Source organism: Variovorax sp. Soil_C_19 (assembly GCF_057657255.1).
In genome coordinates this window covers 934,500-956,095 of sequence record NZ_JBDGIV010000001.1, presented here as the reverse complement: position 1 = coordinate 956,095, position 21,596 = coordinate 934,500, and the positions used below count along the sequence as shown (strand labels likewise).

At 68.5% G+C, this 21,596-nt stretch carries 21 protein-coding genes and 1 pseudogene; 10 read left to right on the top strand and 12 right to left on the bottom strand.

Annotated elements, in window-relative coordinates; genetic code table 11:
• Positions 1-78 precede the first annotated feature (78 nt).
• Positions 79-255 (top strand): annotated as a pseudogene (locus AC3A6R_RS04470) (DoxX family protein); the annotation flags it as partial.
• 19 nt (positions 256-274) lie between these two features.
• Here the strand turns inward: AC3A6R_RS04470 and AC3A6R_RS04465 are convergent.
• From AC3A6R_RS04465 to mltG, 9 genes are all read right to left on the bottom strand, one after another.
• On the bottom strand, positions 275-481 hold the full coding sequence (locus AC3A6R_RS04465; protein WP_487859112.1) for a dodecin: 207 nt from the start codon (positions 479-481) through the stop codon (positions 275-277).
• Positions 482-524: 43 nt separating this feature from the next.
• A complete protein-coding gene (locus AC3A6R_RS04460; protein ID WP_487863886.1) occupies positions 525-947 on the bottom strand; it encodes a secondary thiamine-phosphate synthase enzyme YjbQ in 423 nt (140 codons plus the stop codon).
• Between the two features lie 185 nt (positions 948-1,132).
• Positions 1,133-2,521: an ISNCY family transposase gene (locus AC3A6R_RS04455; RefSeq protein ID WP_487863909.1), complete on the bottom strand. Its 1,389-nt coding sequence runs from the start codon at positions 2,519-2,521 to the stop codon at positions 1,133-1,135.
• Between the two features lie 187 nt (positions 2,522-2,708).
• The gene (locus AC3A6R_RS04450; protein WP_487863885.1) at positions 2,709-3,386 is read right to left on the bottom strand and encodes an ankyrin repeat domain-containing protein; all 678 of its coding nucleotides are present in this window, start codon (positions 3,384-3,386) and stop codon (positions 2,709-2,711) included.
• Positions 3,383-4,189 (bottom strand): TatD family hydrolase, encoded by an 807-nt coding sequence (locus AC3A6R_RS04445; protein WP_487863884.1) that lies wholly within the window; start codon positions 4,187-4,189, stop codon positions 3,383-3,385. The genes AC3A6R_RS04450 and AC3A6R_RS04445 overlap by 4 nt, the downstream gene beginning before the upstream one ends.
• A 126-nt stretch (positions 4,190-4,315) precedes the next feature.
• Positions 4,316-4,711: a PilZ domain-containing protein gene (locus AC3A6R_RS04440; protein ID WP_487859108.1), complete on the bottom strand. Its 396-nt coding sequence runs from the start codon at positions 4,709-4,711 to the stop codon at positions 4,316-4,318.
• Positions 4,708-5,730 carry a DNA polymerase III subunit delta' gene (locus tag AC3A6R_RS04435; protein ID WP_487859107.1) on the bottom strand — a complete coding sequence of 341 codons (1,023 nt, stop codon included), beginning with the start codon at positions 5,728-5,730 and terminating at the stop codon, positions 4,708-4,710. Before AC3A6R_RS04435 ends, AC3A6R_RS04440 begins: the two co-directional genes overlap by 4 nt.
• 73 nt (positions 5,731-5,803) lie before the next feature.
• A complete protein-coding gene (tmk, locus tag AC3A6R_RS04430) occupies positions 5,804-6,475 on the bottom strand; it encodes a dTMP kinase (protein WP_487859106.1) in 672 nt (223 codons plus the stop codon).
• Positions 6,472-7,509: an endolytic transglycosylase MltG gene (gene mltG / locus AC3A6R_RS04425; protein WP_487859105.1), complete on the bottom strand. Its 1,038-nt coding sequence runs from the start codon at positions 7,507-7,509 to the stop codon at positions 6,472-6,474. Before mltG ends, tmk begins: the two co-directional genes overlap by 4 nt.
• Before the next feature lie 131 nt (positions 7,510-7,640).
• Between mltG and ygfZ the strand changes: the two genes are divergently transcribed.
• Both ygfZ and AC3A6R_RS04415 read left to right on the top strand, forming a co-directional pair.
• Positions 7,641-8,567 (top strand): CAF17-like 4Fe-4S cluster assembly/insertion protein YgfZ, encoded by a 927-nt coding sequence (gene ygfZ / locus AC3A6R_RS04420; protein WP_487863883.1) that lies wholly within the window; start codon positions 7,641-7,643, stop codon positions 8,565-8,567.
• Between the two features lie 152 nt (positions 8,568-8,719).
• Positions 8,720-9,571 (top strand): hypothetical protein, encoded by an 852-nt coding sequence (locus AC3A6R_RS04415; protein ID WP_487863882.1) that lies wholly within the window; start codon positions 8,720-8,722, stop codon positions 9,569-9,571.
• Positions 9,572-9,577: 6 nt separating this feature from the next.
• On the opposite strand, the gene AC3A6R_RS04410 is transcribed toward AC3A6R_RS04415, so the two are convergent.
• Positions 9,578-10,462: a YbgC/FadM family acyl-CoA thioesterase gene (locus tag AC3A6R_RS04410; RefSeq protein ID WP_487859102.1), complete on the bottom strand. Its 885-nt coding sequence runs from the start codon at positions 10,460-10,462 to the stop codon at positions 9,578-9,580.
• Positions 10,459-11,433 carry an alpha/beta hydrolase gene (locus AC3A6R_RS04405; RefSeq protein ID WP_487863881.1) on the bottom strand — a complete coding sequence of 325 codons (975 nt, stop codon included), beginning with the start codon at positions 11,431-11,433 and terminating at the stop codon, positions 10,459-10,461. Before AC3A6R_RS04405 ends, AC3A6R_RS04410 begins: the two co-directional genes overlap by 4 nt.
• Positions 11,434-11,500: 67 nt before the next feature.
• Between AC3A6R_RS04405 and AC3A6R_RS04400 the strand changes: the two genes are divergently transcribed.
• The 7 genes from AC3A6R_RS04400 to AC3A6R_RS04370 all read left to right on the top strand — a co-directional run bounded on the left by AC3A6R_RS04400 (position 11,501) and on the right by AC3A6R_RS04370 (position 20,593).
• The gene (locus AC3A6R_RS04400; protein ID WP_487863880.1) at positions 11,501-12,640 is read left to right on the top strand and encodes an iron-containing alcohol dehydrogenase; all 1,140 of its coding nucleotides are present in this window, start codon (positions 11,501-11,503) and stop codon (positions 12,638-12,640) included.
• A 207-nt stretch (positions 12,641-12,847) separates the two neighbouring features.
• Entirely contained in the window at positions 12,848-15,190 is a 2,343-nt protein-coding gene (locus AC3A6R_RS04395) for a type VI secretion system Vgr family protein (protein WP_487863879.1), read from the top strand.
• 24 nt (positions 15,191-15,214) lie between these two features.
• Positions 15,215-15,652 carry a hypothetical protein gene (locus AC3A6R_RS04390; protein ID WP_487863878.1) on the top strand — a complete coding sequence of 146 codons (438 nt, stop codon included), beginning with the start codon at positions 15,215-15,217 and terminating at the stop codon, positions 15,650-15,652.
• Positions 15,649-18,315, top strand: coding sequence for a DUF2169 family type VI secretion system accessory protein (locus AC3A6R_RS04385; RefSeq protein ID WP_487863877.1), 2,667 nt, complete (start codon positions 15,649-15,651; stop codon positions 18,313-18,315). The genes AC3A6R_RS04390 and AC3A6R_RS04385 overlap by 4 nt, the downstream gene beginning before the upstream one ends.
• The gene (locus AC3A6R_RS04380; protein WP_487863876.1) at positions 18,312-19,463 is read left to right on the top strand and encodes a pentapeptide repeat-containing protein; all 1,152 of its coding nucleotides are present in this window, start codon (positions 18,312-18,314) and stop codon (positions 19,461-19,463) included. Before AC3A6R_RS04385 ends, AC3A6R_RS04380 begins: the two co-directional genes overlap by 4 nt.
• Complete coding sequence (locus AC3A6R_RS04375) at positions 19,460-20,176, top strand: DUF3540 domain-containing protein (RefSeq protein ID WP_487859095.1); 717 nt, start codon at positions 19,460-19,462, stop codon at positions 20,174-20,176. Before AC3A6R_RS04380 ends, AC3A6R_RS04375 begins: the two co-directional genes overlap by 4 nt.
• A 30-nt stretch (positions 20,177-20,206) precedes the next feature.
• Positions 20,207-20,593, top strand: coding sequence for a DUF4150 domain-containing protein (locus AC3A6R_RS04370; RefSeq protein WP_487859094.1), 387 nt, complete (start codon positions 20,207-20,209; stop codon positions 20,591-20,593).
• Positions 20,594-20,603: 10 nt separating this feature from the next.
• Here AC3A6R_RS04370 and AC3A6R_RS04365 read toward each other — a convergent pair whose 3' ends face one another.
• On the bottom strand, positions 20,604-21,593 hold the full coding sequence (locus tag AC3A6R_RS04365) for a tripartite tricarboxylate transporter substrate binding protein (RefSeq protein ID WP_487863875.1): 990 nt from the start codon (positions 21,591-21,593) through the stop codon (positions 20,604-20,606).
• Between the last annotated feature and the right edge of the window lie 3 nt (positions 21,594-21,596).

Here is a 21,596-nt window from a genome sequence, read left to right as displayed (position 1 = left end):
GGGTAGGTTGAACACCTGGCTCACTTTTACTTCGGCACTACCTACAAAACTGGCTCAGTTTCCGGTCGGCGCCAACAGCTCGGGCTGTTCACGCGCCTGTCGGCGCTGGCGTTGCTGGGCATGACGTTGGTGATCCAGCTCTTCGTTTATCCCGACGCCTGGCCGACACACCTTTCGTGGGCCGCGCTGATGCTCTTGCTGGTGGGACGCGGGGCAGGCCGGCTTTCGCTCGACCGGGCGCTCGGCATCCGCTGACCCTGGGCGGCCGGCTCGGCTACTCGAGCGTGAAGCCGATCTTGACCGTGACCTGCCAGTGCGCGACCTTGCCGTCGACCACATGACCGCGGGTCTCGGTCACGTTGAACCACTGGATGTTGCGCACCGTCTCGTGCGCCTTGGCGATGGCGGTCTGCACGGCATCCTCGATGCCGAGGGGCGACGAGCCCGTGAGTTCGAGCGACTTGTAGACGTGGTTCGACATGGCCTTGCTCCTTGTTGGAAAAATTGCACGCCCCCAGCTTGCGCTAGGAACCGAGCAGGTGCAAGGCCACCTCGCGCCGGTGCGCCCGGGCGCGGTGTTCCCAGAGGTAGATGCCTTGCCAGGTGCCCAGCGCCAGGCGGCCATCGGCCACCGGGATCGAGAGCTGGACCGCCGTCAACGCCGAGCGCACATGGGCCGGCATATCGTCGGGGCCTTCGTCGCGATGCCGGAACAGCGCATCGCCATCGGGCACGAGCCGCGCAAAGAAGCGCTCCAGATCGGCCTGGACCTCGGGGTCCGCGTTTTCCTGCACCAGCAGGCTCGCCGACGTGTGGCGGACGAACAGCGTGATGAGCCCGGTGCGCAGGCCGCTGCGTTCGACCCAGCGAGCGACCGCGGGGGTGATCTCCAGAAGGCCGCGTCCTGGCGTATCGAACGTGAGGGTGGTGGTCCTTTGGTCAAGCATGGCAAAACCTGTTGCGGGCAGATGCGCATCTTTCATTTAACATAATGCACATTGTGTTTCCTTAGAGTGTCAAGGCCAAGTTCAAATGTCGTAGTTCTAGCCAAGTAGAAATGTCGCATTTCTTCTTTCTTGATGGAGCCCGGCGAACGCCGTCACTGCCTTGCTTTTGAGCGAGCACAGGCCTTTCAGCCGGAGGCCAACACGGTTGTTTTCTTGAGTGCCCGACAGACCGCTCTGACCGCTTCGTCGAGGTCCTGTGACGTGAACTGCCTGGACCGTTTGGTCCCTGGCAAAGCCTTGGTGGAGTAGGGCGCCTGCCCTTGATTCGTTCGTGAGGGCGTACTGGACTTCCTTCTGTCGTCCCGCTGCGTCTGGATCACCAGTGCAGCCTGAAGAGCGTGACTCAGGCGCTTGTTCTCGACGATGGCGGCGGTGTCGACGTGTGGCAATCGGTCATAGCGCTCGTAGACCAGGTTTGCACCGTCGGCTCGCAGCTCAATCCGGCCATCCGGGTACTCGAAGACATCGATGTAGCGATGGATCAGCTTGCGGTTGGCTGGCGTGTCCTTGAGCAGGTAGATCACCCGGTCGTGCTGCAGCGTGAGCGACAGCGACACCTTGCGCTGCAGCCGCCAGGTGAACAGCAGATCCAGATCTTCATCGCCACGCACCGGTCGATGCACATCGAACTCGCGCAGCGGCGCCTTGGCGAAACGCGCGTTGAAGTCGGCAATGAAGTGCGGTGCGAACGCATTGGCCGCTTCGCGCGTGTTGATCCCACGCAGGCGCAGTTCCTTCACCAGGCGATCCTGCAACGTGAGGTTGGCACGCTCGACACGGCCCTTGGCCTGGCTCGTGTTGGCACACATGATGTCGATGTTCAGCTCGAAGAGAACGCGTCCGAACTGCGTCGTGCCGCGGCCAAAGTCGGTCGAATCGCGCACCACGCGGAAGATGCTTGCCTTGTCGCTGTAGAACGCCACCGGCTTGCCATGCTGCTCGAGGTAGGCCCGCGTGGCTTCGAAGTACGCGAAGGCCGACTCGGTCGGCACGAAGTGCAGCTGCATCAGCCGGCTCGTGGCGTCGTCAATGAAAACCAGCAACGTGCAGTGCACATCACGCTCCTCGAACCAGGCGTGGTCGCTGCCGTCGATCTGGATCAACTCGCCGACGCACGCCCGGCGATTGCGAGGCTGGTGGATCTTGGCCGCGCGCTGTTTGCGGGGCGTCCACAGGCCGGCCGCCGTCATCAGCGCTCGCACGGTCTCGACACCGAGCTTCAGGCCGTGACGTTCGGTCAGCTTCTCGCAGGCCAGCGTCGGACCGAAGTCCGCGTAGCGCTCCCGGATCAGTCCGATCGCACGTTCGGCGACGCCTGGCGCCAGTTGATGGTTGCTGGGCCGGCCGCGCTTGCGCGAGACCAAGCCAGCGACACCATCCTCCTTGTACCGCTGGATCAGACGCTCAAGCTGCCGTCGGCTCAGGCCCAGCCGCTGCGCGGCCTGGCCCACGCGCGCCATCCGATCCACCACGGCCTGGATGGTCTTGAGGCGATCGGCTTCGCGCATCGACATGGTGATAGTTGCCGCCGGTGTTGCCATCGCTGTGCCTCGGATCCAGGAGCTGGACCGGAGCAACAATGCGACATTTCTATTCGGGCCAAACGCGACATTACTATTTGGGACCTACATAGAGGACGGTCTGATCGGCACCGGACCGGCGGATCGCCTTCAGGCCCGCCGCGTGCCCCCCCCGGCTGGCTCACCACTTGCCGTCCTTCGGAATGGCCTTCGGGCCGTTCTTTGCCCCGGCAGCCGCTTCGATCAGCTGCGCGGCTTCCGAACGGCTGGCCTTGTTCGCGAAATCGACCGCCGTCATGCCGAGCTGGTTCTTCATTGCCGTGTCGGCACCTTCGGCCAGCAGCAGCTTCACCGCCTCCGTCGAGCCGTACATCGCGGCCATCATGAGCGGCGTGGTGCCGTTGGGCGACTGCGCGTCGATGAATGCGTGCTTGTCGAGCAGCACCTTCATGATGCTCAGTTGCCCGCTCGATGCGGCGTAGTGCAGCGGCGTCCAGCCGGTCTTGTTGACGGCGGCGTCGCGCTTGAGCAACTGGGCCACCACGTCCTGCTGGCCCTTGATGGCGGCGAGCATCAGCGGCGTCTCGTCCTTGGGGTTGGCGATGTCAACGTCGGTCTTCGGCGATTCGATCAGCACCTGGATGACCTTTGGCGACGGCTCGCGCAGCGCGATGAGCAAGCCGGTCTGGCCGTGCTCGTCGCGCGTGTTGGGGTCGAATCCGCGGTTCAGCAGGGTGCGCACGCCACTCGCGTTGTCGCCACGCACGGCGCGGAAAAAGTCTTCGAACGAACCGGCATGCGATGCAAAAGTTGCTGCTGCGACAGATAGATACAAGAACTTCTTGATGTACTTCTTCATGTTTTTACTCCCGTGAAAAGCTGTTCGAAATTGTCGCTCGTGGCCTTCGCCACCGCTTCGAGGGGCAGTTGGCGCAGCTCGGCGATCCGCTTCGCCACGAACGGCACGTACGATGGGTTGTTGGTCTTGCCGCGGTACGGCACCGGCGCGAGATAGGGGCTGTCGGTCTCGATCAGCATCCGGTCCAGCGGGACGAAGGCCGCAACCTGGCGCAGTTCCTCGGCCTTCTTGAAGGTCAGGATGCCCGAGAACGAAATGTAGAACCCCAGATCGAGTGCCGCGCGAGCGACCTCGGCCGTCTCGGTGAAGCAGTGGAACACGCCGCCCGCCGCCCTGCCGCTGCCGTCCTCGCCCTCCTCCTTGAGGATCGCGAGCGTGTCGACCGACGCCTCGCGCGTGTGGATCACGAGCGGCATGCGCGTCTGCTGCGCGGCCCGGATGTGCACGCGGAAGCGGTCACGCTGCCATTCCATGTCGGCAATGCTGCGACCGCCCTTGCGCGCGTCCATCTGGTAGTAGTCGAGCCCGGTTTCGCCGATGGCCACCACGCGCGGCATGGCGGCGCGCCGCACGAGATCGTCCACCGTGGGCTCGGCGATGTCCTCGTTGTCCGGGTGCACGCCCACGCTGGCCCAGAAGTTGTCATAGCGCGCCGCGAGAGCCTGCACGTCGTCGAATTCCTCGAGCTTGGTGCAGATGCACAGCGCGCGGTCGACCCGCGCTTCGGCCATGGCGGCACGGATCTGCGGCATCTGGTCCGCGAATTCGGGAAAAGTGAGGTGGCAGTGGGAATCGGTGAACATGAAATATCGGAAGCCAAGACGGCCAATGCCAGGAATACCGCGGAACCGGCTCGGCCGGGCCGCTGGTATTGCCCCCGGTAGGGGGAGGGAGAAGCGACACGAAGTGCGCGCAGCCTGGGGGCGAGCCTAAATCGTTTGGGTCGGCCGGTCGGAGGCCATCGAGCCGCCGAGCGCCGCTTCGATGCGGGCCTTGAGCTGGCGCGACTTTTCGTCGGACGGAAAACGGATGCCCACGCCCGGCGCCCGGTTGCCGGCGGCGCGCGGCGGCGTGATCCAGGCGACCTTGCCGGCCACCGGATAGCGCTGCGGATCTTCGGGCAGCGTCAGCAGCACGTAGACGTCGTCGCCGAGCCGGTATTCGCGCGTGGTCGGAATAAAGATCCCACCCTCGGCAAACAGCGGGATGTAGGCCGCATAGAGCGCGCCCTTTTCCTTGATGGCGAGCTGGATCACGCTCGGCCGGGGCGGCATCGCGGCAGCAGCAGGTGCGGCGGGTCCAGCGGGGGCGGCAGGTTGGTTCATGGGCGGCGAGCGGCAGAGTTTAGGGTGGTTCGCGCTTCGCTCACAAGCGCTTCGAGCATGAGCCCCGCGTTGAAGGGGTGTTCGGCGGTACGCGCCGCGCTCGCGAGTGACTTCGACCAGCGCGCGAGCGCCAGGTGCGAAGGCACAGCGGGCGGCAGGTCTACAGCCTCGAAGAACCGCGGCGCGGCGCCGCTGCCGACCGCCATCAGGTCGTGGCACAGCTTCTGCAGTGCGCCGATCGCCTGGGCCGGCGCCTGGTCGGCGAGCGCGGCCACGTCGCCGCGTGCGATGGCCTTGGGCAGCAGCGACCAGGCCTTGGGCGACTGTCCGGCGCGCGCGAGCCGCAGCGCGTCGCTGGGCCGGCCGCCGGCCGCGCGGAGCAGCGCAGGGGCATCGGCGGCGGGCACATCGCGCGCGGCGAGCCAGGCCTCGGCCTCGGCGGTCGCGGGCCACGGCATCGTGAAGCCCAGGCAGCGGCTTCGGATGGTGGGCAGCAACTGCCAGGCCGCCTCGCTCGCGAGCACGAAGCGCACGTCGCCGACGGGTTCCTCGAGCGTCTTGAGCAGCGCGTTGGCCGTGATGTTGTTCATGCGCTCGGCCGGGTACACCAGCACCACCTTGCCGCGGCCGCGCGCACTGGTGCGCTGGGCAAAGCCGACGGCCTCGCGCATCGCCTCGACGCGGATTTCGCGGCTGGGCTTGCGCTTCTTGTCGTCGATGTCGGACTGGGCTTTCTCGTCGAGAGGCCAGCCCAGCTCCTGCATCGCGACCTCGGGCATCAGCACACAGAGGTCGGCATGCGTGCGCACCGCGATCGCATGGCAGCTCGGGCAGTGGCCGCAGGCGCTGCCGCCCTCTTCCGCCGGCTGTTCGCAAAGCCAGGCGGCCGCGAGCGCGAGCGCCAGTTCGTACTGGCCCAGCCCCGAAGGGCCCTGCAGCAGCCAGGCATGGCCGCGCTGGCGCAGCAACTCGGCGAGCGGCCGGCGCAGCCAGGGCGACAGTGCGGAGGGAGCGCTCATTGGTGCACCCTTGGCGCTGCGCGCCTTCCCGCCAAGCGGGAGCGAGCTTGCTTGGGGCGGCCCGGCGCAGCGCTCATCGCCCGACCCCCACCGATGCCGGCGCGAACACCCCGCGCGCCACGAGCAACGCCTCGACCTGCTGCCAGACCTGGTCGCGGGTCTGGCTGGCGTCGATGCGGGCAAAGCGCGCCGCATCGGCGGCTGCGCGGGCCGCGTAGCCGGCGGCCACGCGGCGAAAGAATTCGACCGGCTGCGATTCGAACTTGTCGGGCAGCCGCGCGCCCGCGAGACGCTCGGCCGCGATCTCGGGCGCGAGGTCGAACCACAGCGTGATGTGCGGCTGCAGCAGCTGCCCTGCCGCTCCCCTGCCCCCCTGCACCCACTGTTCGAGCGTCGAGAGCACGGCGGCGTCGAAGTCGCGCCCTGCGCCTTGGTAGGCAAAAGTGGCGTCGGTGAAGCGGTCGCACAGCACCACATCGCCGCGCGCGAGCGCCGGCACGATCACCCGCACCACGTGGTCGCGGCGTGCAGCGAACACCAGCAGCGATTCGGTCAGCGGGTCCATCGGCTGTTCGAGCACCAGGCCCCTCAGCGTTTCGGCCAGCGGCGTGCCGCCCGGCTCGCGGGTGCGCACCACCGCGCGACCCTGGGCCCGGAAGCGCGCCTCGATGGCGTCGAGGTGGCTCGACTTGCCGGCGCCATCGATGCCCTCGAGCGTGAGAAAAAGTCCTTCCCCGCGGCTCATTGGGGGGCCTTCGGCGGCTTGGGTTCGACACTGTTGCCACCACCCCCGCGCTGGTAGCGGTTGACGGCGCGGTTGTGCTCGTCGAGCGAATGGCTGAACTGGCTGGTGCCGTCGCCGCGCGAGACGAAGTAGAGCGACTTGCTCGACGCCGGCTGCACCGCGGCCAGCAGCGCGGCCTTGCCGGGCATCGCGATCGGCGTCGGCGGCAGGCCGCCGCGGGTGTAGGTGTTCCAGGGCGTGTCGGCCTGCAGGTCTTTCTTGCGCAGGTTGCCGTCGAAGGCGGTGCCCAGGCCGTAGATCACCGTCGGATCGGTCTGCAGCGGCATCCCGACGCGCAGCCGGTTCGCGAACACGGCCGAGATCTCGGCGCGATCCTGGGCCTTGCCTGTCTCCTTTTCGACAATACTGGCCAGAATCAGCGCGTCATCGGGCGATTTCAGCGGCAGGTCGGACGCCCGCGCCGCCCAGGCGGCTTCGAGCTTCTTGTCCATGGCCCGCATCGCGCGCTGCAGCAGCGCGATGTCGGTCGAGCCCTTCGAATAGGTGTAGGTGTCGGGAAAGAAGCGGCCCTCGGGATGCACGCCGGGCCGGCCGAGCCGGGCCATCAGTGCGTCGTCGGGCAGGCCGACGGTCTCGGGCTTGAGCTGTTCGGCCTTGGCGAGCGCGGCGCGCACCTGGCGGATGTTCCAGCCTTCGACGAGCACCACGCTCCGCGTGGCCTCTTCGCCGCGTACCAGCACGCTGAGCAGCGTCTGGGGCGTGATGCCGCGCGCCAGCTCGTAGCTGCCGGCGCGGATCTGCCGGTCTTGCCCCGAAAGACGGAACCAGAGGTAGAGCAGTTGCGGCTCCACGTCGGCGCCCGCATCGGCCACGGCCTGCGCGACGCCGCGCGGCGTGGTACCGGGTTCGACCGACAGGTCGAGGCTGGGCGCGGACAACTTGAGCGGCTGGTGCACCCACCAGAGGCCGGCGGCACCAAGGCCGAGCACGGTGAATGCGGCCAGCAGGAAGAGCGTGAGAAAGAAGCGGCGCACGGGTCCGTTGCAGTAGCGGGAGTTGGAAGAATGGGCGAGCGGATCGGAACCAATGGCCAGTGGCCCTGCGGAAACCGGGGCGGGATTCCCTGCAGGCGCGACGAAACGGCCGCGACCATGATAATTCAGCGATGACCCCTGTCGTTCTCAATGGTGTTACCGCTCTTTCACACCTCGGCGTGATCCGCGCCGAGGGTCCCGATGCCGCGAGCTTCCTGCACGGCCAGCTGACGCAGGACTTCGCGCTGCTCGGCCCCACCGAGGCCCGCCTGGCGGCGCTCTGCACGGCCAAGGGACGCGCGATCGCAAGCTTCATCGGCATCCGGCCGCAGCCCGACCTGGTGCTGCTGGTCTGCAGCCAGGACATCCTGGCGGCCACGCTCAAGCGCTTGTCGATGTACGTGCTGCGCGCCAAGGCCAAGCTCAGCGATGCAACCGGGCAGTTCGCGCTCTACGGCGTGGCGGGCACCGCGTTGGCGGCTAACGGCCTCGACGCTGCAGCCCTGCCCGGCCAACGCTCCGCGGTGGGCGAGGATGCGAGCGCGGTCTCGCTCTACCCGGCCGACGGCGTGCCGCGCGCGCTCTGGATCGCGCCGGTGGACAGCCCCGCGCCCACCGGTGCGCCGCTGGACGCCGCGCTCTGGCTCTGGAGCGAGGTTCGGAGCGGCATCGCGACCCTGACCACGCCGGTGGTCGAGGCCTTCGTGCCGCAGATGATCAATTACGAATCGGTCGGGGGCGTCAATTTCAAGAAGGGCTGCTACCCGGGCCAGGAGGTGGTAGCGCGCAGCCAGTTTCGCGGCACGCTCAAGCGCCGCACCTACATCGTGCGGGCTGATGCGCCGCTCGGCGCGGGCCAGGAAGTGTTCGCCGCAGGCGACGCCGAACAGCCCGTCGGCGCCGTCGTGCAGGCCGCCGAGGCGCCCGCCGGCGGCTGGGCGGCGCTGGTGTCGGTCCAGATCTCGGCACTCGAGGCCGGCGGCCTCCGCGCGGGCGGTGCCGACGGGCCGGCACTCACGGTCGAACCGCTGCCCTACCCGCTGCTCGAAGACATCTAACTTCAGGAATGTTCCCGCGCATCCTTGCGCGATGCGATGGCTGGCGCTGCCCCGACAAGGCAGCGCCATTTTTTTTGCCTGCGCCTTGACCCCGTCTCGATCCCCGGCCCGTAGAAGCCGGACCGATCCACTACGGCCCAAGGAAATCCACCATGAAACGCAGACGCCTGCTTCCGATTGCCCTCGCCATTGCCATGGCCCCGCTTGCCGCCTCGGCCGAAAGCCCCCTGTGGCCGTACCCGGCGCCACCGGTTGCCCACCGCCTGGGCGCGCTGATGCAGGTCAGCGTGATCGACCGCGCCAGCGGCCGCGAACTTCCGCTGTACCGCCACCGGGGCGACCACTGGGTCGCCGGCCGGCCCGGCGCGCGCTATGCGATCCGCGTGCGCCATCCAGGCGGCGAACGCATCATGGCCGTGATGTCGGTGGACGGCATCAACATCGTCACCGGCGAAACCGCGGGCGTGCTGCAGAACGGCTACGTCTTTTCGGGCGGCAAACGCAGCGACATCGCGGGCTGGCGCAAGAGCGACTCGCAGATCGCGGCCTTCGAGTTCACCTCGGTCGGTGCGTCGTACGCGAGCCGCACCGGCCGGCCCGACGACGTGGGCGTGATCGGCGTGGCGATGTTCCGCGAGCGCGTGCCGCATCCGCCTGTGCCGGACGAGCCCGTCGTGCCGCAGGCCCGCGCTGCCGACAGCGCGGCGGAAGCCGCAATGCCGGGCGCCTCGGCCAAGGGCGGCCTCGCGCGGCAGGCGGCACCTGCTCCCAGCCTCGGCACCGGTCACGGCCGGCGCGAGGCCTCGCACGTGGGCCACACCACCTTCGAGCGCGCAGGTCCGTCGCCCAACGAGGTGGTGCGCATCCGCTACGACAGCCGCGAAAACCTGGTGGCGGCCGGCATCATCCCCGTGCCGCCGCCGCGCTGGCCGCGCCCAGAAGGTCCGTCGGCCTTCCCTAGGTCGGACACGGGCTACGTGCCCGATCCGCCGCCGCGGTACTGAGACTTCTCAGTTCAGCGCCCGCCGCATCTCGATGTGCGGGATGCCGGCTTCCTCGAAGGGCTCGCCATGCACCTGGTAGCCCCGCCGCGCATAGAAGCGCTCGGCGCGGCGCTGCGCATGCAGGCCGATCTCGCGGTCGCCCCGCGCGCGGGCGGCGTCCTCGAGCGCCTGCATGACGGACGCGCCATGGCCGCCGCTGCGCAGCGTGCGGTGCACCGCCATGCGGCCGAGCATCGCGGTGCCGTCGACGGCGTCGAGCAGGCGGCCGGTGGCGATCACCTGGCCGAGCCGGTTGCGCACCACCGCATGCAGCACCACTTCATCGTGCGCGTCCCACTCGAGCTCCTTGGGGATGTTCTGTTCCTCGATGAAGACCGCGCGGCGCAGCGCGCCCGCACCTTCGCCGAGCGTCTTCCAGTCGCCGGTCTCCACCGTGCACATCGGCTCGCCGGCCTCGAAGCCCAGCAGCGTCTCACGCAGCGCCGCGGGCACCGGCTTCGAGGTCTGCGTGGCCGGATCGGCGAACACGTAGACCAGTTCGCAGCCGACCAGGTACTGGTCCTGGCGGAACAGCGCGCCCTCGAACACCATCGACGAATTGCCGACACGCGCGCATTTCATGCCCACGTCGATCACGTCGTCCATGCGCGCCGAGGCGCGGAAGTCGATCGTCGCGCGGCGCACGTACAGGTCGCCGCCCAGCGCCTGCATGGCCTCCTCGTACGGCAGCGCGAGCGCGCGCCAGTAGTCGGCGACGGCGGTGTCGAAATACATCAGGTAGTGCGCGTTGAATACGATCTTCTGCATGTCGACCTCGGCCCAGCGCACGCGCAGCCGATGGAAGAAGCGGAAGTCTTTTCGCTGGGGAAGGGTCGTTGTTGTCTCGGTCATGATTTCAATGCTTCTCGGAGTGCGCGCGCGGCATCGTCCTGCGCCTGCAGTGCCTCGGGAATGGCACGGCCCATCTTAAGAAATTCATGGATGACGCCGCGGTAGATCTCGAGGTCGACCGGCACGCCGGCCGCACGCAGCTTGTCGGCATAGGCGATGCCTTCGTCCACCACCGGATCGCATTCGGCCAGCCCGATCCAGGCCGGCGCCACGCCGTCGACGTCGTCGGCCAGCAGCGGCGCAAAGCGCCAGTCGTCGCGGTCGACCGGTGTGTTCACGTACTGGCTGAAGAAAAAGTCGATCATGGCCTGGGTCAGGAGCGGCCCGTCGGCGAAGCGCCGGTGCGAGTCGGTGTCCTGGTGCGCCGTAGTGCCCGGGTAGATCAGCATCTGCAGCGCGAGCGGCAGCCCCGCGTCGCGCGCGAGGATGGCGCACACCGCGGCCAGCGTGCCGCCCGCGCTGTCGCCGCCCACGGCAAGGCGGCCGGTGTCGAGGTCGAGGCGCCCGCCTTCCTTCGCCACGAACGCGAAGGCGTCCCAGGCATCGTTCGAGGCGGTCGGGAACTTGTGCGCGGGCGCGAGCCGGTAGTCGACCGACACCACCGCGCAGCCGCTCTTCGCGCTCAGCACGCGGCAGAGCGTGTCGTGCGTGCGGATGCTGCCCACGGTGAAGCCGCCGCCGTGAAAGTACACCAGCGCCGGGAGCTTCTGCGCCGACGGCATTGAAGGTGCATAGAGCCGCGCCGGCAGTTCGGCGCCGTCGCGCGCGGCAATCGCGAAATCCTCGATGCGCGCCAGCTCGGGCTTGGGCACCTCGAGCACGCCGGCGCCTTTCTCGTAGGCGGCTTTGGCCTCGTCGGGGGTGAGCTGGTCCAGGCTCGGGTGGCCGGCACGCGCCATGCGTTCGACGACGCTGGCCATCTTGGCGGTCAGCGATGTGCCCGACGCGACAGCGCCAAGGGTTTTGTTCATGTGCAAGACTGGCTGCTCTTGATAGATTCGATGGTCGGCAATCGTACTGCCCCACGCACTCACGCCCATGGCCCTGATCCAATACCTCACCCAGATCCAGTTCGAATTCGGCGCGATCAAGCTGCTCGCCAGCGAATGCGCCCGCATCGGCATTCAGCGCCCGCTGATCGTCACCGACGCCGGTGTGCGCGCGGCGGGCGTGCTGCAGAAGGCGCTCGACGCCCTCACCGATCTCGACGACGTCGCCGTGTTCGACCAGACGCCCTCCAACCCCACCGAGGCGGCGGTGCGCGCTGCGGTCGAGATGTACCGCAGCGCGCGCTGCGACGGGCTCATCGCCGTTGGCGGCGGCTCGGCGATCGACTGCGCCAAGGGCGTGGCGATCGCGGCCACGCACGAGGGCCCGCTCAAGACCTACGCCACCATCGAAGGCGGCTCACCGAAGATCACCGAGCGCGTGGTGCCGATCGTCGCGGTGCCCACCACCAGCGGCACCGGCAGCGAGGTGGCGCGCGGCGCGATCGTCATCGTGGACGACCACCGCAAGCTCGGCTTCCACAGCTGGTTCCTGATGCCCAAGGCCGCAATCTGCGACCCCGAGCTCACGCTCGGCCTGCCGCCCCGGCTCACGGCCGCCACCGGCATGGACGCGATCGCGCACTGCATGGAAACCTTCATGTCGGCGGCCTTCAACCCGCCGGCCGACGGCATCGCGCTCGACGGCCTGGAGCGCGCCTGGGGCCACATCGAGCGCGCCACCAACGACGGCAGCGACCGCGAGGCACGCCTCAACCTCATGAGCGCGTCGATGCAGGGCGCCATGGCGTTCCAGAAGGGCCTGGGCTGCGTGCACTCGCTGAGCCACAGCCTGGGTGGCGTCGACCCGCGGCTGCACCACGGCACGCTCAACGCCCTCTTCCTGCCCGCGGTGATCCGCTTCAACGCGGGGGCCGAATCGGTCCAGAAAGAGCAGCGCTTGCAGCGCATGGCGCAGGCCATGCACCTCGATTCGGCCGGCGACCTGGCCGAGGCGATCCGCGACATGAACGCGCGCCTGGGCATGCCCAAGGGCCTGGCCGAAGTGGGCGTGACGCCCGCGATGTTCGAGAAGATCATCGACGGCGCCATGGCCGACCACTGCCACAAGACCAATCCGCGGCTCGCCTCGCGCGACGACTACACGGCGATGCTCGAAGCGTCGATGTAGGGGCGGTTCGAGCGCTGCTCTGTTCGGGGGCGGCTGTTCAGGGCGGCGATCACGCCGGCGGGGGACATTCGCGGAGGGGAGTACCCGGTACCCTGGGCACCCGCCCTGAATGAAAGCCCCGCACGTCATCCACATGACACAAGCATTTCCTAGACTGTTTCCGAAGGCCTGCAACCGCAGCAGCCCCAGGTAGCCAGGGAAATCCGAATGACGCGTACCGTCCAGGTCCACACCGCACTGACCGCCGAGCAGCTCAGGTTCCGCGCGATGCGGGGACGGGAAGGCCTCTCGCAGCTGTTCGAGTTCGAGGTCGACATGGTCAGCCCCAGCTTCAACCTCGATTTGAAGAAGCTGCTCGGCACCTCGCTCACCCTCGAGATCACCGATGGCGCCACGCCGCGCCACCTCAACGGCATCGTGGTGCGCTTCGAGCTCGTGGGCCGTGCCAACGAAACCGGCCGCCACTACGTGTACCGCGCGCTGGTGCAGCCGTGGCTCTGGTTCCTCACGCGCACCACCGACTGCCGCATCTTTCAGAACAAGAGCGTGCCCGACGTGCTCGACGAGGTGCTCGGCAAATACGGCTTCGAGTTCGAGAAGCGCCTCACGGGCAACTACCGCCCCTGGGAATATTGCGTGCAGTACCAGGAGAGCGATTTCGCATTCGTGAGCCGGCTCATGGAGCACGAAGGCATCGCTTACCACTTCGAGCACGCGCGCAACACCCACCTGCTGGTGCTGGCCGACGACACCGGCAGCTACGGCAAGCTGCCCGCCTACCCGCGCATCGCCTACCGCTCGCGCGACCGCGTGCTGCATGCGATGGAGCCGTGCATCGACCAGTGGCGCGTCGCCGAGCAGATCACCGCGGGCCGCGTGATGCTCGACGACTTCGACTTCAGGAAATCGCGCGCCTCGCTGCAGAGCGTGCGCCAGGACCCGAAGGGCCACGACCATTCGAGCTACGAAGTCTATGAATGGCTCGGCGGCTACAGCGAACACCAGCAGGGCGACACCTACGCCAAGATCCGGCTGCAGGAGCTGCAGTCCGCGCACGAACTCGCCGCGGGCCACACCAACGTGGTCGGCATGGCGCCGGGCTACCTGTTCGAGATGACGCACTGCCCGCGCGAATCGGACAACCGCGAATACCTCGTCACCGAGACGCGCTACGACCTGCAGGAACCCGACTATTCCACGGGGACCACCGAGTCGATCTGCCAGTTCGACTTCACCGTGCTGCCGTCGAGCGTGCCCTTTCGCCCCGCGCGCAAGACACCGAAGCCGCGCACCAACGGCCCGCAGACCGCCACCGTCGTCGGCCCCGAAGAGATCTGGACCGACCGCTTCGGCCGCGTGAAGCTGCAGTTCCGTTGGGACCGCTACGGGCAGGCCGACGAGAACAGCTCGTGCTGGGTACGGGTGTCTAGCAGTTGGGCCGGCGCCAACTTCGGCACCATGCACATGCCGCGCGTGGGCCAGGAAGTGATCGTCGATTTCATCGGCGGCGAGCCCGACCGGCCGATCATCACCGGCCGCGTCTACAACAACGACCAGATGCCGCCCTGGGAGCTGCCCGCCAACGCCACGGCCAGCGGCATCCTCACGCGCTCCAGCAGCGGCGGCGCGGCCAACCAGGCCAACATGCTGCGTTTCGAGGACCGCACGGGCGCCGAGCAGATCCTGCTGCATGCCGAGCGCAACCTCGACGTCGAGGTCGAGGCCGACGAGACGCACACCACCGGCGGCACGCGCACCACGCGCATCGAAGGCCACGAGTCGTCCACCTACCTGAGCGGCGAAACGCGCGACATCACGGCCGGTGCCACGGAGACCATCACCGGCGGCGACACCCGCGACGTGACCGGCGGCTTCAGCGAGACGGTGAGCGGCGGCGTCACGCAGAGCATCACGGGCGGCAAGACGCGCACGCTCAGCGGCGGCCTGAACGACACCATCAGCGGCGGCGTGAACCTGGCGATCTCGGGCGGCTTCAACGGCACCATCGACGGCCAGGAAATCCGCTTCGTGAGCGGTGGGCGCAACGACACGGTCAACACGATCAACAACGTGACCGTCAACGGCCCGTCGAACACGGTGGTGACCGGGCCCACGGTGCACACCTCGCCCGACGTGATCTTCAACACCACGAACCACATCCACAACACGACGCAGCACGTCATCAACACCAACGTCTACAACACCACGTCGACCACCTACAACAACACGACGAACAACTACACGAACAACTCCAACGTCTACAACAACAACTACGCCACCAGCGGCGACTGGCGGCTCGTTCGCATCGGCGGCGTGGGACTCCGGGTGAGCCTCGTGGGCGTGTCGCTCGACGTGTGGGGCGCGCGCCTGCAGTACTACGCGGTGCTCAACGCGCAGATCGCCACGATCAAGATCGATGTGGCCCTGTTCTCGCTCAAGAACGAGCCGATGGAGGTCAAGGCCACGGGGCTGTCGATCGCGAACAAGGGCATGCTGATCGCCACCGGCGGCCTGGCGGCGAAGTTCAAGGTCCTGACACTGGTGGCCTGAGAGGCCTGGAGCGAACCGGCAACGATGGAAATTTTTCTCTGGATCGTCTTCGCGGTGCTGATGGGATCGATGCTCGTGGTGGCGGCCTCGGTGGTGATCGTGGCCACGCACGAGAACCGCATCTATTCGGCCGAGGCAAAGACCTGGGAGCGCCTGGCGCAGACCGGCGTGCCCGCCGAGGCCGTGGTCGAGTCGCTCAAGCGTTCCGAGAACGAGCTGACCCGCGGCGGCACGCAGGGGCAGAAGGTGTGTGCCGTCGAGCTGGCGTTGCGGCTGGTCGACAACGATGCGGCATGGGCCGAACGGCCCGCGGTGGTGCGCACGCTGATCGACGAGGGGCTGCTGCCGCAGTTCGCGGTGCCCGGCAAGCCGGTGCACCTGCTGCGCGACCCGAACGACGCCTCGATCCTCGCCATCGACCGCTCGCGCACGCCGCTCGAGATTCCCCGCGCCTCCGCGTGAAAACCGTTAAACCATTGCGGCTGAGCGTGATCACGCGGCCTTTCCTGCGCTCAGGCCGCAAGCGCCTGGCGCTCACCGTGATGGGCATGGTCTCGATGGACGAAAAGCCCGTGCTGCTGCCCGAGACCGAGTTCTGGAAGACGGTTTCCGAGGAGCTCGGCCCGACCGGTGCCATCGACCTCGGCATGCCCAAGCCCTGCGCCGAGTTCCTCGCCACGGGCCATGCCTATACGGACCACCAGGCCGACAAGACCGCCTGCGCGGTCGAGCTCCAGGTGGGCGCGCTGGTGCGGCAGTTCGTGGTCTTCGGCGACCGCTACTGGATCGACGGCCGCGCGAGCGCGCCGCAGCCCTTCGAATCGATGCGGCTCGACTGGACGCGCGCCTTCGGCGGTCCCGCCTGTGCCGACAATCCGTTGGGCATCGGGCACCAACCCGAACTCGTCCAGGGCCTGGAGGTGCAGCGGCTGCCCAACGTGGAGCATCCGAACCGCCGCATCGACCACCCCGGACGCGCCGTCGAACCGGCCTGCCCCGGCGCCATCGACGTGAGCTGGCCCGCACGCATGCGCCTGATCGGCAGCGACTACGGCACGCACTGGCGTGAGAACCTCTTCCCCGGCTTTGCCGAAGACATGGACTGGCGGCTCTTCAACGCCGCCGCGCCCGCGCAGCGCTGGCCGCAGGACGACCGCATCGCCGGCGGCACGCCCTACCAGATCCTCAACATGCATCCCGCCGAGCCCGTGCAGCGCGGGCGGCTGCCCGACTGGCGCGCCCGCGGCTTCATCGCGCGCCGGACCGGCGCGGGCGCAAGTGCAGAGCCCGAGCGCTTCGAGGAGATCGACCTGCGGCTCACCACCGCCTGGTTCTTTCCGCACCGCGAGCAGATCGCGCTGATCTTCCATGGCGAGACCGACATCGCGGAAGACGACGCCGCCGACGTCACGCACGTCATGCCGGCCATCGAACGGGCCGCCGAGCCGCCCCGCCCGCTCGCGCACTACCTCGAAACCCTGCAGCGGCGCAGCAACCCCGAGACCGGCGCGCTCCACACCTTCCGCGACGAGGAATTGCTGCCGGCCGAATGCATCGGGCCGTGGATCGACCGCACCGCGCAGGACGAGGAGGAATCGCCGCTCATGCGCAACATGCAGGAGCGCGCCCGCCTGCTTCGCGAAGACATCGCACGGCACGGCATGGCCGCGGGCCACAAGGCGCGCCACTTCAAGGAGCGCCCGGTGCCCGAGCCCTTCACGCGCATGCCCACGCTGAGCGAGCTGCCCGAGTTCATGGCGCAGGCCAAAGTCTTCGAGCGCGAACAGACGCAAAAGCTCGAAGAGGCCCGGCGCGAACTCGCCGCGCACGGCAAGGCCAATGCGGTGCAGTCGCGCAAGGTCGGCTTCGACACCGGCGAGATGGTCGAGAACGCCGGCCGCACGCAGGTCAAGGGCCCGCCGGCGTTCGATGCGAAGAGCGTGATGAAGGGCATGCTCGGCATCGCGCCCGCCACGCGCAGCGCGCAGATGCCGCCCGAGCAGCAGCACGAACTCGCGCAGGCGGCCGAACGCGGGCGGCGCGGACTGATCGACATGTACCGGCTCGGCGCGCAGCACCAGACCGCGGCCGATGCGCTGGACGGCGAGCGCGCCGCCGAGGTGCGCGAGCGTGTGCGCGACATCATGGCCACCACGCGCGACCTCTCCGGCATGGACCTGACCGGCGCCGACCTCTCGGGCATGGACCTGCGCGGCGCGGTGCTGCGCCGCACGCTGCTCGAAAGCGCCAGGCTCGTGGGCGCGCAGCTCGACGGCGCCGATGCGACCGAAGCCGTGCTGGTGCGCGCCGACCTGTCGCGCGCGTCGCTGGCCGGCTGCGTGCTGCACCAGGCCAACCTGAGCCTCGCGCACTGCGCGCACACCTCGTTCGCCGGCGCGGCGCTGCACGAGACCACGATCGAGAAGACCCGCTTCGACCACTGCGACTTCAGCGGCGCGCGGCTCGCGCACCTGAACCTCTTCGGCATGCATTTCGAAGGCTGCCGCTTCGACGCCGCACAGCTCGACTACGTCACGCTGCTCGAAGGCAGCCGGCTCGTCGATTGCAGTTTTCGCGAGGCGCGGCTGCACAAGTTCGGGATCATCGCGTGCCGCGTCGAGCACCTCGATTTTTCGGGCGCTTCGCTCGAAGCCTGCGCCTGGGCCCACACGCCGGGCGACACCGGCGTGGTGTTTCGCGGCGCCACGCTGCGCACCAGCTGCTTCGTCGGCACCAGCAGCCTGCGCAATGCCGACTTCGAGGGTGCCACGCTGCTGCACTGCAGCCTGCGCGAGATGCCGCTCCATGGCGCGCGCTTCGTCGCCGCCACGCTCGACACCTGCGATCTCTCGTCGTGCGCGCTCGTCGGCGCCGACCTGAGCGCGGTCGACGCGCCCGACAGCCTTTTCATCCGCGCCGACTTCACGCACGCCTCGCTCTCCGGCGCCAACCTCATGAATGCGCATCTGCAGAAATCCCGCTTCGCCGGCACCGACCTGCGCGACGCCAACCTGTTCCGCGCCGACGTGTCCCAGTCGGTGATCGACACGGTGACCGAAACCCGCGGCGCCTACCTCGAGCAGGCCAAGACCCTCCCACGCCGCGCGGCGGATCCGGTGCAATGACGCCGGAGACTCTGGCGCAGAAACTCCGCACCGGCGAACACATCCAGGGGCAGGACTTCAAGGGCATGAACTTCGACGGCCTCGACCTGCGAGGGGGCGCGCTGCGCGAATGCGACTTTTCGGGGGCCAGCCTGCGCGGCGCGCGCCTCGGGGAGTCGGCTTTCGACGCCTGCCGGTTCGAGGCCGCGGTGCTCGACGGCGCCGACCTGCAGCGCGCGGCCTTCCACCAGTGCGCATTGTCCGGCGCGCGCCTGCGCGGCGCCGCGATGGGCCGGACCACCTTCAGCGGCTGCGACCTGCGCGAAGCCGATTTCGCCGAGGCCGCGGCCGGGCTCGCCACCTTCCACCAGAGCCAGCTCCAGGCAGCGGACTTCCAGCGCGCGGACCTGACCAAGGCGGTGTTCGGCGAATCGAATCTCGCGGAGACCCGCTTCACAGAGGTGGCGCTGAACACCACCGTGTACTACCGCGCCGAACTGCGCGGCGCGCACTTCGCGGGCGCCAGCTTCCACAACGTCATCTTCAGCGAGGCCGATCTCGCGGGGCAGGATTTCTCGGGACAATCGTTCCACCTGTGCCAGTTCATCGATGCCAACCTGCGCGGCTGCAACTTCGATCGGGCGCAGTTGAGCCAATGCAACTTCAAGGGCGCGAAGCTGGCGCGCGCGGTGCTCACCGACGTCGAGGCACCGCAGTGCCTCTTTCCCGAGGCCGACCTGCGGCATGCCGACGCGCGCGGCGCGCGCTTCGATCAGAGCCTCTGGGTCGATGCCCTGCTCGACGATGCCGACCTGTCGGATGCGCAGCTCACGCAATGCGTGTTCCACCGCGCGCACTGCCGGCGGACCTCGTTCGCGCGCAGCCATCTGGTGTATGCCGACTTCGCCTATGCCGACCTCAGCGACGCCGACATGCGCGGCGCAATGTTCCAGCGCACCCAGACCCATCGTGCGCTGCAGGCCGGCACGCGATGGAGCGACCGCCTCGGCGTGCTCGACAGCGACCCCGCGCTGTTCGAGGCCGAGCGCTTCTCGGCGGCACGGCGGCTGCGCCCGCAGCGCGCAGGCCGCGACACCTTCGGGCGTCCGCTGCCGCCTGGCGCCGATCCTTCCGGCCCTTCCGGCCCTTCCGAGGAGACCATGCCATGAACCAACGCACCGCTCGGCAGCCCGAAGCCGACCCGGCGCCCGCCGAGGCCATGCCCGACGAGATGCACGTGCTGCTGCGCCGGCCGCTGCCGGCGGCGGCATCGACCGCCTGGAACGGCAGCGCCCTCGGCACCGTCGTCGAGGCGCTCGGCAGCGACGGCTATCGCGTCGCCGCGCAGGCGGGCGGCGAGCGCTGGCGCTGCACCCGCGCCGCGAGCTGCCTGCTGCAGCCGGCCATCGGCGACACCGTGCTCGTAGCGGGGCCGGAGCGCGAGCAGCTCTACCTGATCGCGGTCGTCGCCCAGGCCGATCCGGGCCGCTCGCAGCTCGTGGTGAACGGCGATCTGACGCTGCACGCACGCAGCGGCGGTATCGCGCTGCAGGCCGACACGCAGCTCGACCTTCGCGCGACCGAGTTCAACCTGCAGGCACGGAAGGCGCAGGTCGAACTGACCGACCTGGACTATCGCGGCGCCGAGGTCCGCGTAACGACGCTGGTCGCACGCTTCGTCGGCCGCACGCTCGAGACGGTGCTCGACCGGCTGAGCGTGCTCACGCGCTCCAGCTTCCGCCTGACCGAAGAGGTCGAACAGGTGCGCGCAGGCCAGATCGACATGCAGGCGACGGAGACGATGCGCCTGCATGCGAAGAACACCCTGGTCAGCAGCAAGGCGCTGGTCAAGGTCGACGCCGAGCAGATCCACATGGGCTGAACCCGCCCCGCAACGAAGGAGCAACGACACATGTTCGCCAATGCACAGATGATGGGCGTGGACCTCGCCTTCCCCGACGTCTGCAAGACGCCGCCCGCGCTGCCGATCCCCTACCCCAACTTCGCACTCGGCCCGACCGCGATTCCGAACGCGTGGAACATCCTCTACGGCGGCACCCCGGCGCACAACATGGCCACGGTCACGCCGATCACCAACGGCGACAACGCGGGCGTGCTCATGGGCGTGGTATCGCAGACCGTGATGGGCCCCTCGCGCCACATCACCGGCGCCTTCACCGTGCTGCTCAAGGGCACGCCGTGCACGCGGATGACGAGCCTGTCGGTGCAGAACCGCTGCAACATGGTCGGCATGCGGATCGTGCCGAGCCAGTTCAAGGTCTTGGTTCTCGCCGCATAGCCCGGCGGCGCTACTCGAGCTTCACGCCCGCGCTGCGGATCACCTTGGCCCACTTGGTGGTCTCGGCGACGATGAACGCGTCGAACTCCTCGGGCGTGCTGCCCGCGGGAATGGTGCCCATCGCGTCGAGCTTTGCGCGCGTCTCGTCGCTCTTGATGATGCGCGACACCTCGTCGGACATGCGCTTGACGATCTCGCGCGGCGTGCCCGCGGGCGCGATCATGCCTGCCCAGGTGCTGCCGGTGAAGCCCGCGAAGCCCTGCTCGATGAAGGTCGGCACCTCGGGCGCCGCGGCCAGGCGCTTGTCGCCCGCCACGCCGATGAGCCGCACCTTGCCCGCCTTGGCCTGGTTGATCAGGCCGGTGGGCGCGTCGAAGAAGAGCTGGATCTGCCCGCCCATCAGGTCGGTTAGCGCGGGCGCGGCACCGCGGTACGGGATGTGGATCATGTAGGTCTGCGTGAGCGACTTCCAGAGCTCGGTCGTCAGGTGCGCGGCCGAGCCGTTGCCCGACGAGCCGAAGCTCACCTTGCCCGGATTGGCGCGCGCATAGGCGATCAGTTCGCGCGCGGTCTTGAACGGCGCGTCGCTGTTGACTGCGGCCAGCAGCGGCGACACGCCCATGAGCGACACGCCCGTGAGGTCCTTCTGCGGGTCGTAGGGCAGCTTGGGATAGAGCGTGGTGTTGGCCGCATAGGCCGCGATCACCACGCCGAAGGTGCTGCCGTCGGGCGCGGCCTTGGCCACCGCGTCGACGCCGATCAGGCTGTTGGCACCGGGCTTGTTGTCGATCAGCACCGGCTGCCCGAGCCGGGCCTGCAGGCCCACCTGCACGAGCCGCGCCATCTGGTCGGTGAAACCGCCCGGCGTGTACGGCACGACGATGCGGACCGGCTTGCTGGGCCAGGCAGATTGGGCGAAGGCAGGAACGGCGAGGCTGCTGCTCGCGGCGGCTGCGGCAGCGAGCGTGAAATGGCGGCGCGAAATTTTGATCGAGGACATGAA

What these genes read in the sequence shown, in the direction of transcription:
- AC3A6R_RS04455 (WP_487863909.1), bottom strand. Translation starts at nt 2,521, where the DNA reads ATGTCGATGCGCGAAGCCGATCGCCTCAAGACCATCCAGGCCGTGGTG.
- ygfZ (WP_487863883.1), top strand. Translation starts at nt 7,641, where the DNA reads ATGACCCCTGTCGTTCTCAATGGTGTTACCGCTCTTTCACACCTCGGC.
- AC3A6R_RS04365 (WP_487863875.1), bottom strand. Translation starts at nt 21,593, where the DNA reads ATGTCCTCGATCAAAATTTCGCGCCGCCATTTCACGCTCGCTGCCGCA.
- AC3A6R_RS04390 (WP_487863878.1), top strand. Translation starts at nt 15,215, where the DNA reads ATGGAAATTTTTCTCTGGATCGTCTTCGCGGTGCTGATGGGATCGATG.
- AC3A6R_RS04380 (WP_487863876.1), top strand. Translation starts at nt 18,312, where the DNA reads ATGACGCCGGAGACTCTGGCGCAGAAACTCCGCACCGGCGAACACATC.
- AC3A6R_RS04415 (WP_487863882.1), top strand. Translation starts at nt 8,720, where the DNA reads ATGAAACGCAGACGCCTGCTTCCGATTGCCCTCGCCATTGCCATGGCC.
- AC3A6R_RS04410 (WP_487859102.1), bottom strand. Translation starts at nt 10,462, where the DNA reads ATGACCGAGACAACAACGACCCTTCCCCAGCGAAAAGACTTCCGCTTC.
- AC3A6R_RS04405 (WP_487863881.1), bottom strand. Translation starts at nt 11,433, where the DNA reads ATGAACAAAACCCTTGGCGCTGTCGCGTCGGGCACATCGCTGACCGCC.
- AC3A6R_RS04370 (WP_487859094.1), top strand. Translation starts at nt 20,207, where the DNA reads ATGTTCGCCAATGCACAGATGATGGGCGTGGACCTCGCCTTCCCCGAC.
- AC3A6R_RS04460 (WP_487863886.1), bottom strand. Translation starts at nt 947, where the DNA reads ATGCTTGACCAAAGGACCACCACCCTCACGTTCGATACGCCAGGACGC.
- AC3A6R_RS04465 (WP_487859112.1), bottom strand. Translation starts at nt 481, where the DNA reads ATGTCGAACCACGTCTACAAGTCGCTCGAACTCACGGGCTCGTCGCCC.
- AC3A6R_RS04450 (WP_487863885.1), bottom strand. Translation starts at nt 3,386, where the DNA reads ATGAAGAAGTACATCAAGAAGTTCTTGTATCTATCTGTCGCAGCAGCA.
- AC3A6R_RS04445 (WP_487863884.1), bottom strand. Translation starts at nt 4,189, where the DNA reads ATGTTCACCGATTCCCACTGCCACCTCACTTTTCCCGAATTCGCGGAC.
- AC3A6R_RS04400 (WP_487863880.1), top strand. Translation starts at nt 11,501, where the DNA reads ATGGCCCTGATCCAATACCTCACCCAGATCCAGTTCGAATTCGGCGCG.
- AC3A6R_RS04395 (WP_487863879.1), top strand. Translation starts at nt 12,848, where the DNA reads ATGACGCGTACCGTCCAGGTCCACACCGCACTGACCGCCGAGCAGCTC.
- AC3A6R_RS04375 (WP_487859095.1), top strand. Translation starts at nt 19,460, where the DNA reads ATGAACCAACGCACCGCTCGGCAGCCCGAAGCCGACCCGGCGCCCGCC.
- AC3A6R_RS04440 (WP_487859108.1), bottom strand. Translation starts at nt 4,711, where the DNA reads ATGAACCAACCTGCCGCCCCCGCTGGACCCGCCGCACCTGCTGCTGCC.
- AC3A6R_RS04435 (WP_487859107.1), bottom strand. Translation starts at nt 5,730, where the DNA reads ATGAGCGCTCCCTCCGCACTGTCGCCCTGGCTGCGCCGGCCGCTCGCC.
- tmk (WP_487859106.1), bottom strand. Translation starts at nt 6,475, where the DNA reads ATGAGCCGCGGGGAAGGACTTTTTCTCACGCTCGAGGGCATCGATGGC.